The 8824-nt window shown below is 39.1% G+C and carries 7 protein-coding genes; 4 read left to right on the top strand and 3 right to left on the bottom strand.

The window, feature by feature from the left end:
- Positions 1-59 precede the first annotated feature (59 nt).
- The gene (locus tag AAW12_RS00130; RefSeq protein ID WP_046671598.1) at positions 60-569 is read right to left on the bottom strand and encodes a GNAT family N-acetyltransferase; all 510 of its coding nucleotides are present in this window, start codon (positions 567-569) and stop codon (positions 60-62) included.
- Positions 570-844: 275 nt separating this feature from the next.
- Between AAW12_RS00130 and AAW12_RS00125 the strand changes: the two genes are divergently transcribed.
- Together AAW12_RS00125 and AAW12_RS00120 are read left to right on the top strand one after the other, a co-directional pair.
- Complete coding sequence (locus tag AAW12_RS00125; protein WP_046671597.1) at positions 845-3580, top strand: FtsK/SpoIIIE family DNA translocase; 2736 nt, start codon at positions 845-847, stop codon at positions 3578-3580.
- A 1-nt stretch (position 3581) separates the two neighbouring features.
- Positions 3582-4235 carry a LolA family protein gene (locus AAW12_RS00120; RefSeq protein WP_046671596.1) on the top strand — a complete coding sequence of 218 codons (654 nt, stop codon included), beginning with the start codon at positions 3582-3584 and terminating at the stop codon, positions 4233-4235.
- A gap of 97 nt (positions 4236-4332) precedes the next feature.
- On the opposite strand, the gene AAW12_RS00115 is transcribed toward AAW12_RS00120, so the two are convergent.
- On the bottom strand, positions 4333-5145 hold the full coding sequence (locus AAW12_RS00115; protein ID WP_046671595.1) for a lytic transglycosylase domain-containing protein: 813 nt from the start codon (positions 5143-5145) through the stop codon (positions 4333-4335).
- Between the two features lie 243 nt (positions 5146-5388).
- On the opposite strand from AAW12_RS00115, the gene AAW12_RS00110 reads away from it, so the two are divergent.
- Positions 5389-7005 carry a pseudouridine synthase gene (locus AAW12_RS00110; protein ID WP_046671594.1) on the top strand — a complete coding sequence of 539 codons (1617 nt, stop codon included), beginning with the start codon at positions 5389-5391 and terminating at the stop codon, positions 7003-7005.
- Between the two features lie 94 nt (positions 7006-7099).
- Positions 7100-7567 (top strand): nucleoside triphosphate pyrophosphohydrolase family protein, encoded by a 468-nt coding sequence (locus AAW12_RS00105; RefSeq protein ID WP_046671593.1) that lies wholly within the window; start codon positions 7100-7102, stop codon positions 7565-7567.
- A gap of 149 nt (positions 7568-7716) precedes the next feature.
- On the opposite strand, the gene AAW12_RS00100 is transcribed toward AAW12_RS00105, so the two are convergent.
- On the bottom strand, positions 7717-8658 hold the full coding sequence (locus tag AAW12_RS00100; RefSeq protein WP_046671592.1) for a TIGR01212 family radical SAM protein: 942 nt from the start codon (positions 8656-8658) through the stop codon (positions 7717-7719).
- Positions 8659-8824: the final 166 nt, after the last annotated feature.

Below are 8824 nucleotides of genomic sequence, written 5' to 3'. Positions count from 1 at the left end.
AAGGGACTTTTTTATGTTTATCCAAAGCTCTTCTTCCTCCGTTGAAGAAATCGGTTCGGTTATTTTAATAGTTTTTCAAATGCCTTACGTGATGCGCCTCTAAAATGTACCTCCCCACAATAGTGGTAACCCAACTTTTCAAACACATGCAACATACCTCCATTGTCAAAATTAGTATCCACCTTGATACTATAAACGCCGTGATCAACGGCGATCTCCTCCACTCCGGACATAATAGCCGTCCCCACACCTTTTATATGTGGATCCTGCGCCGAGGCCAGTCGGTGTATACCCACATAAGGACCATCACTTAACCATTTTCCTTCAATATCATTATACGCAGGTTCGACATCAAAAATAATAGCAACGTAACCTACAGTCCTACGTTCAACTTCAACGACATGCCCATAGCCATTATCAATATCCGACTGCACCACATCTTCATTCGGATAACCATCTTGCCATTGTCGGCTACCTTGTTCTTTCCTGAGGGCAATTGCTTGTTGTATAATTTCCCAAATCCGTCCTTTATCAGCTAATGTCGCTTTTCGTATTTCAAACTTGTTCATCCTATCTGTTATTTTTATTCGTAAAACTACATATTTTACAGCAACTCCAACGAATATCCCAAAACAGCAGCAATCTCTACAGATATCTACATTCTTTGATCAAACCTATTTGCAGGGCATAGTATTTGCTAGTCATTATACCTATCAAGCTTTTTAGCTACATCTAAATTTATTCATTCATAAAAAACGACAAACTTAAAATAATAGGCTATCAGCATCTTTAAAATACTATCAAAATAACTAAGTTTGTAAGCAGTATAATTGTGAGCTTTTCAATGTCAAATAAAGGAAATACATTTAGGCAGACAGGGAATTCAGTTTCCGGCAAACGTGCCCCCCAAAAGGAATCGACAACATTTAAAAAAGAAAAAAGTCAAAAAAACAGTGTACCAAGAGATTATTCTGATGCACAGCAAAAAACTGTCAAGATATTAGGGATTTTATTGATCTTACTTTCATTGGCATTTGCAACAGCTTTCGTCTCCTACTTATTCACGTGGGAAGACGATCAAAGTTATATTGCAAAAACAAATGGTGGATGGTCGACATTATTTCGATCTGCAGAAGAAATTCATGATGAAGCTGTTGATCTACCCGTTGTCGACAATAAACTAGGGAAATTTGGCGCATTGCTTGCCAATCAATTCATGTACGAATGGTTTGGCGTCGCATCTTTTCTTTTTATCCCCGTATTATTCATATTAGGATATCGTTTGTTGTTCAAGAAATCATTGCTTCCATTGTACCGTACTGTAGTCTATTCTTTTGTTGCTATCGTTTTTATCTCGGTGACGTTAGGCTTCCTGCACGGATTTATGGCTAATACACCGCATATGCTCGAGGGCAAATTTGGCTTTTGGACCAATAAATTACTAGAAGCACAAGTTGGCATTGTCGGCGTCGGCTGTATCCTGGCTTTTGCCTACCTGACAACATTAATCTTACTTTACAACCTCGATTTTAAATTTGTCCTGTTCAGTAATAGAAAATCCAAGTCATTCTCCGAAGATATGGAGGAAGAGGATGTAGATGAATATGCGCCACACAATCTAAGAAACAAAATTCATATTGAAGATGATTCCATCCAGTCGGTGCGAGAATCTTTTCAACGGCCAACATCAATCAATGAGCGATTTCAATCTGCTCGTGAAAAAGACATACAGGAAGAACTTCAGCGCCCTGCTTTTACCCATCACCCTGTACCTGAGGTACAAATTGATCCGAAAGACAAAGTGGTGCTCTCCTTCGATGACAGTCCGATGGAACGCACAGAAAGCACACCGTCAATCAGTTTTACAATTGATCAGCCGAATGAAGAATTTGATGCGGAGGACTTACCCCTAATCCGGGAATATCAAGCACCGAAAATCGAAGCAGAACCTCAACAAGAGCCAGAAGCAGCCATTGAAACTGATGCAGTACCCGGTCTGGTGGTCGAAGATATCAAAGAGGAAAAAGAAATTACCGCCAGTGACCTAGTGGCCCAATTCGGGCAGTATGACCCCAAATTGGATCTTTCTGGCTACCAACATCCAGCATTGGATTTATTAAAGGACTATGGTGGTGGTAAAATTACCATCAATCAACAGGAACTCGAAGCAAACAAAAACAGGATTGTTGATACGCTGAGAAACTATAGCATCGAGATCGAAAGTATCAAGGCAACGATAGGTCCAACAGTGACTTTGTATGAAATTATACCAAAACCAGGTGTACGGATTTCAAAAATCAAAAATCTGGAAGATGACATTGCCTTAAGTCTTGCGGCATTGGGTATACGGATTATTGCGCCTATGCCCGGAAAGGGAACGATCGGTATTGAGGTACCAAACTCCAGTCCCGAAATGGTATCAATGCGATCGGTACTTGCTACGGAGAAGTTTCAGAAAACAGACATGGATCTCCCAATTGCTTTAGGTAAAACAATTTCCAACGAAGTGTATATTGCCGATTTAGCTAAAATGCCGCACCTTCTGGTTGCTGGGGCTACTGGGCAAGGTAAATCAGTAGGTATCAACGCGATTCTAACATCCTTACTGTATAAAAAACATCCGGCCGAATTAAAATTTGTCCTTGTTGACCCTAAGAAGGTTGAACTTTCCCTATTCAAAAAAGTTGAACGCCACTTCCTCGCAAAATTGCCTGACGATGGAGATGCCATTATTACCGATACGAAGAAGGTAATCAACACCTTAAATTCCCTGTGTATAGAAATGGATCAACGTTATGATTTGTTAAAAAATGCGCAGGTAAGGAATTTAAAGGAATATAATGCAAAATTTATCAATCGCAGATTAAACCCTGAGGAGGGTCATCGATTCTTACCATATATCGTTCTTATTGTTGATGAGTTTGCCGACTTGATGATGACAGCAGGAAAAGAGGTCGAAACACCGATTGCACGATTGGCACAATTAGCCCGTGCGGTAGGAATTCACTTGGTTATTGCAACCCAACGTCCTTCCGTCAATATCATTACCGGTACAATAAAGGCCAACTTCCCTGCACGTCTGGCATTCCGTGTGTTGTCGAAAGTCGATTCACGGACCATTCTAGATACAGGCGGTGCAGATCAGTTGATCGGTCGAGGTGACATGCTTCTAGCGACTGGAAGTGATTTGATACGTATTCAATGTGCTTTTGTGGATACGCCTGAGGTTGAACAAATTTCCGATTACATCGGTGCGCAACGAGGCTATCCTTCGGCATTTATGCTTCCGGAATACGTAGACGAAAACGGAGATGGTTCTGGTAGTGTAGATTTTGATCCCAAAGACCGCGATCAGTTGTTTGAAGAAGCTGCCCGATTGATTGTCATGCATCAGCAAGGCTCTACGTCATTAATCCAACGTAAATTAAAATTGGGTTATAACAGAGCAGGACGAATCATCGATCAATTGGAAGCTGCAGGAATTGTAGGTCCATTTGAAGGAAGTAAAGCCCGCGAAGTGCTTTATCCAGATGAGTATTCATTAGAACAATTTTTGGAGACGTTAAGAAAGGACAACTAAGATGAAAAAACAAGTATGGTTTATTGTAGGTCTGCTAATCATGGCATACAGCCAAAACAGTTATGCACAAAATGACGCTGCTGCCAAGGCGTTACTGACAAAAGTAAGCCAAAAGTACAATGCATACAAAACAATACAGGCCAATTTCTCATTAAACATTAAACAAGCTAATGGCGGCTCGCATACTGATGCCGGAACAATATACCTGGACAAGAGTAACAACAAGTACCAGGTCAATACCAAAAATCAAGTATTGATATCGGATTCCAAGACACAGTGGAATATCATGAAGGCCGAAAAAGAAGTTGAAATCTCAGAAGCAAGCAATTCGACCAACGAGATCAATCCAACAAATATATTCAGCTTCTATACCACCGGTTTTAAATATACCTTGACTAATACAGAAAAGGTAAAGGGGCTTAGCTTAAGTGTTGTTGAATTAAGTCCACTTGATAGCAAAAAAAACTATTCAAAGATCAAGCTGCGCATCAACAAAGCAAGCAGTCTGATCTATGATACCACCGTATTTGATAAAAGTGGTAATCGCTATACCTATACATTAACTTCACAGGAAGGTAATAAGGCGCTTTCCGGTAGTCTATTCGTATTCAACAAAAATGATTATAAAGGTTTCGACGTCGTCGATCTGAGGTAAAAATAGAGCAACGCTACAGGTCTGATTAAAGACAGTACAATAGAAAGGGCTTTCCACTATGCAGTGGAAAGCCCTTTTTATGGTGAAGTACACTATTTTACAGCATGTTCGGTTCCTTATCCAACGTCTCACTTTCTTTATTGGCATAACGTGAATAGCCATGCTTCTGTGGATGTTCGATAATTTCCTTCATTGAAACAAGTTTGTACACATACGACCCCGTTTCATTATTCAATTTCAAGGCAAAATAGTCGTCCTTTTTTTGTCTTCTTATAGAACCTCTTAAACTACCATCACCGACATTATACGCCGCAGCAACCAAGGTCCAGTTACCAAATTGGCCATAGAGGTATTTGAGATATCTCGCTGCAGCATGCGTAGATTTAACAAGATCCTTTCGGTCATCTACCGTACCATTGACTTTTAATCCATACAAACGGGCTGTTGCAGGCATAAATTGCCAATAGCCACCAGCCCCCTTCGATGAAACAACAGCTTTACTAAGGCCACTTTCCACCAATGGAATGTACTTGAAATCTTCCGGAATACCATGTGATTTAAGGATCTTTGCAATCATAGGCAAATAGGTCTCTGCCTTTTTGTGCATATCGTACGATCCTGTTTTTTTAAACGAGAATCGACTGAAAAATTTACGCAATTTACTTTCCACAAGCGGACGATCCATCGGTAATGAATCTTCGGCAAATGTCAATGAATTCATATACGATTCAAACGAATTGCTTTTTTCTTTTTTTTCTTCTTCATCCCCATGATGAGCGGGAACTACTACGCGCTTCGGTTCAACGATCTTATCGCCGTTTGAAGCATTGTTGTGTGGGGTTGAGTATAACTTTGACAGCAATAAAGCAGACAAAATCAGACTACTACATAAAACTTTCTTTCTTATCATTCACTCCCTTAATGCTATCCTATCCACGACTGCAATCGATCAAAAAATAGCTTGGTTCAAATTCAAGGGTACAAAGATAAACACTATTTATTTAAAAAACAAATAGTTACATTCTAGACAACTTGAAGCGGCTTTTTTGGGCGCAAAAACGCACTAAATTCAAGAAAAGACAAAAAGATAAGGATTTTTTCGCAAAACCCAAAATTATACCTAACTTTGTGGTTCACATTTTAGCAAAACACAATGCCATTCAGCAATAAAAGGAACAGTCGTGATGACAACTCCAGAAAGTCACGAGGCAACTCAGATAGTTTCAAATCTAGAGGCGATAAGAACAATAGTTTCGGAAAAAAATCATATGGGTCGAATGACCAATCTGAAAGAGGCTCTTTCAGAAAAGATGATAATCGTGAGAACAGATCATTCGGATCTAAAAAATTCTCAGACAAACCTTCCTTCCGAGGAGATAACAATTCCTTCCGTTCAAAAGATAATTCAGAAAAATCCTTTGGTAGAGGAGGCCGCTCATTTGATAAAAATGATTCTTCAAGATCTTTTGACAAAAAAGATAACTTCAATAAATTTGATAGATCAGAACGTTCTTTTGACAAAAAAGATAACTTCAAACGTTCCGATAGAAATGACTCTTCAAGATCTTTTGACCGTTCAGAACGTTCTTTTGATAAAAGAGATAGTTTCAAACGTACAGATAGAAATGATTCCTCAAGATCTTTTGACCGTTCAGAGCGTTCTTTTGATAAAAGAGATAGTTTCAAACGTACAGACAGAAATGACTCCTCAAGATCTTTTGATAGATCAGAACGTTCTTTTGACAAAAGAGATAGTTTCAAACGTTCAGACAGAAATGACACTCCAAGATCTTTTGACCGTTCAGAGCGTTCTTTCGATAAAAAAGATAACTTCAAACGTTCAGACAGAAATGACAGCCCAAGATCATTCGATAGATCAGAGCGTTCTTTTGACAAAAGAGACAGTTTCAAACGTTCAGACAGAAATGACTCTTCAAGACCTTCTAACAGAAAGTTTGATGGCGATAGAAGTAGGAATTTTGACGACAACAAAAACTTTGGTGATAAACAATATATTAAACGTCCAAAGAAAAAAGCAGAAGATGCAGAAGATGACGGCTTAGTTCGTTTAAATCGTTATATCGCCAATGCTGGTATCTGTTCAAGACGTAAAGCGGATGAGCTTATCACTGCTGGTGTTATTTGGGTAAATGGAGAACCTGTTACGGAATTGGGTACTAAGGTAGATCCAGCAACAGATGAAATCCGTTACAACAACGAACGTTTAAAACGTGAAAAAAATGTTTATGTTTTATTGAACAAGCCAAAAGATTATATCACGACTACAGATGATCCGCAGGAGCGTCATACCGTAATGGAACTTGTTTCTAAAGCGACAAAAGAAAGAATCTATCCTGTTGGTCGTCTTGACAGAAACACAACGGGACTACTTTTGATGACAAATGATGGTAGCCTTGCTGAAAAACTTTCACACCCGCGCAACAGCATCAGCAAAATCTATAATGTCGAGTTAAACAAAAGCCTTACACAAGGCGATTTCAACAAAATCAGCTTTGGTATCGAATTAGAGGACGGTGTAATCAAACCTGATGACTTGAGCTATGTTCAAGGTGGATCGAAACGTGAAGTCGGTATCCAAATCCACTCGGGAAAAAATCGTATCGTACGTCGTATTTTTGAATCACTAGGATATGAAGTTGTTAAATTAGACCGTGTGGTTTATGCAAACTTAACGAAAAAAGACCTTCCACGTGGCCGTTGGAGATATTTAGAGGAGCGTGAAATCGTGCAGTTAAAGCACCTGATTTAATCGCTTAAGCAGATAAATAAAAATAAAGGACGGTCATTCAGTTAACCGTCCTTTATTTTTTATATTTGCTCTTTCAAATAATAAAACAAAGAATATGACTGATCCGAAAACACTTTCATCCGTTGCGGAATTCCATAAAACATTCCAACATCCAATCCTAGACACGCCTACTATTCCATCTGAACAAAGATGTGCCTTAAGGGTATCCTTGATCGCTGAGGAATTAAAAGAATTAGAAGAGGCCATCCAGGATAAAGATTTGGTCGAGATTGCAGATGCGCTATGTGACATTCAATATGTACTCGCTGGAGCGGTATTGGAATTTGGTTTAAAAGATAAATTCTCAGCTCTTTTTGATGAAGTTCAACGTTCCAATATGAGCAAGGCATGTAAAGACGAGGCGGAAGCTATCGCTACACAGGAGCACTATAAATTAAAAGGTGTAGAATCCTATTACAAAGAAGTTGATGGCAAATTTTTGGTATTCAGAACAGCCGACAATAAAACGTTAAAATCTATCAATTACTCTCCAGCCGATTTAAAAACAATTGTTGAGGGCTAAATAAAAGAGGAAATCTTACCCTATTTTTTGTAGGTAAACAGCAAAGGCTTCATTAGAGAAGCCTTTGCTGTTTTTATAACGCGGAATATATTCGTTAAACGCGATAGCATACAATGATCTATCAAAAGAGTATAAAATATTAGGGACGACTAAAAAAGACTTCCCTGCACAACCTGACGTGCTTCCAATCCCTTATCGATATATGTTTGAATACCTGATTTCGGTAAGCCCCAATTCGGAGCAATTAACAATTCTTTATCTGCAATCCCGAAAATACGTTGAATGATCAGATCAGGACGCAATCGAGGAATAAACTTTGCTAAGAATTCGGTATAACCTTCCATCGAGAAAAGTTCAAAGGGCTCACGTTTGAACTTAACACCCATAATAGATCCCTCTACTATATGTAGGTGATGCAACTTCACAAATTTGATCTGTGGGAAGCGGTTGATTTCATCTGCATATTTCAACATCATTTCTTCAGATTCCCATGGGAAGCCAAAGATGGTATGCACACAAAGCTCCAACGGAGTATCCTTCAGCATGTCCATCACCTGAACAAATTCGTCGTGAGAACAGCCTCTATTGATCTGCTCCAATGTATCGTTGTAAATAGATTCCATACCCATTTCCAAATCCACATCGTAACGATCTGTATAAGACTCCAACAATGCTATCTTTTCAAAATCCAAACAATCAGGACGTGTACCCACAGAAAGACCTAAGGTATTTTCGGGGTCAATACTTAAAGCCTCATCATACATCATTTTCAGTAGATGAGTCGGCGCATATGTATTTGTATTTGGCTGGAAATAAATGATAAATTTCTCGGCGCCATAGCTATTACGTGCTCTTTCAATGCCCGACTCCACCTGCTCCCGTATCGAAGGGATTTTACGCGCAGTATCCGGTGTAAAAGAATCCACATTACAGTACGTACAACCACCATAGCCCTTACTACCATCACGATTGGGACAGGTAAAATTACCATCCACAATCACTTTAAACACTTTCTGTCCGTTATACTTTTGCTTTAAATAAGCCCCGTAATGATTATACGGTTTAATTCCGTTATCCAATAATGTACCCATTGCGCTGCAAAGTTACTCAATAAAAATCATAATTGTATTATTGCTCAGGAACAAAGCACTATGACATCACCCATTGTTGCGTCATTGTAAAAGATATCAGTTGTAAGGATAAACACTATTTTTACAGTAATAGATAGGCAGGTAGCTAAACGAAAGAAGCCCTTGA

The organism is Sphingobacterium sp. Ag1 (assembly GCF_000988325.1).
In the GTDB taxonomy this organism is placed as follows: domain Bacteria; phylum Bacteroidota; class Bacteroidia; order Sphingobacteriales; family Sphingobacteriaceae; genus Sphingobacterium.
This window is presented reverse-complemented; position numbering and strand designations above follow the sequence as displayed.

Bases quoted from the DNA above. Each gene is read 5' to 3' on its own strand.
- AAW12_RS00115 (WP_046671595.1), bottom strand. From the start codon at position 5,145: ATGATAAGAAAGAAAGTTTTATGTAGTAGTCTGATTTTGTCTGCTTTA.
- AAW12_RS00105 (WP_046671593.1), top strand. From the start codon at position 7,100: ATGACTGATCCGAAAACACTTTCATCCGTTGCGGAATTCCATAAAACA.
- AAW12_RS00110 (WP_046671594.1), top strand. From the start codon at position 5,389: ATGCCATTCAGCAATAAAAGGAACAGTCGTGATGACAACTCCAGAAAG.
- AAW12_RS00120 (WP_046671596.1), top strand. From the start codon at position 3,582: ATGAAAAAACAAGTATGGTTTATTGTAGGTCTGCTAATCATGGCATAC.
- AAW12_RS00125 (WP_046671597.1), top strand. From the start codon at position 845: ATGTCAAATAAAGGAAATACATTTAGGCAGACAGGGAATTCAGTTTCC.
- AAW12_RS00100 (WP_046671592.1), bottom strand. From the start codon at position 8,658: ATGGGTACATTATTGGATAACGGAATTAAACCGTATAATCATTACGGG.
- AAW12_RS00130 (WP_046671598.1), bottom strand. From the start codon at position 569: ATGAACAAGTTTGAAATACGAAAAGCGACATTAGCTGATAAAGGACGG.